Consider the following 734-nt stretch of genomic DNA (forward strand, 5'->3'; position numbering starts at 1 on the left):
GGTGTCGGCCCCACAGGGCGCGTTTGCCCTGGAGTTCGGTCGGCACCCGGCGGTCCAGGCGCACGCGGCGGCGGGGGCCCGCCGCCGCGCCCGGGTGGCCGTCGGGCAGGCCCGCGCGGAACAGTCCGTGGTCGACGCGGCCGTCCACGGCCCGTTCCAGCGCATCGCGCAGCGGGCCCGCCCGGAGCACCGCGCCCGGGCCGAGCAGGGACTCGACCACGTCCAGCGCGCCACGGACGTCGCCGTGACCGAGCCGCTCCCGTACGGCCGGCAGCGCCTCCGGAGTGCGGTGCACCGCGTCGATGGCGCGCAGGCAGGGCAGCGGAGGTCCGCCGAGCGCCACCAGGAGGTCCTCGCGGCGCAGTTGCTCCGCATCGTGGTCCACCGCTGTCAGGACGCCGTCGCGCAGCGCGATCCGGTGCACCTCGCCGCGGCACACGACCCGGTGCGGGTCGGCCGGACCGCTCCCCTCGTCCGTGCCGACGGGCGGCGCGGCGTACCGGGCCAGTGCCGCGCCGACCAGCGGGTGCAGGTCGTCCGGCGCGACGAGTCCGGCCCGGAGCAGCTCGAGGTCGGGGGCCGGGCGCAGTGCCGCCTCGGGGAGCGCGGGGAGCGCGGCGACCCGGCCGGCCGGGAGCGCGTCGCGCACCGGTCGGAGGGTCGGGGCGTGGCTGTCGTCGGGGGCGACGAGTTCGAGGACGGCGCGGCGGCGGGCGCCGAGCCGCACGGTGAAC

The 734-nt window shown here is 79.7% G+C and carries 1 pseudogene; it reads right to left on the minus strand.

The window, feature by feature from the left end:
* A pseudogene (locus GTW43_RS17495) lies at positions 1-734 on the minus strand (hypothetical protein); the annotation flags it as partial.

Source organism: Streptomyces sp. SID5785 (genome assembly GCF_009870065.1).
Classification (GTDB): Bacteria; Actinomycetota; Actinomycetes; order Streptomycetales; family Streptomycetaceae; genus Streptomyces.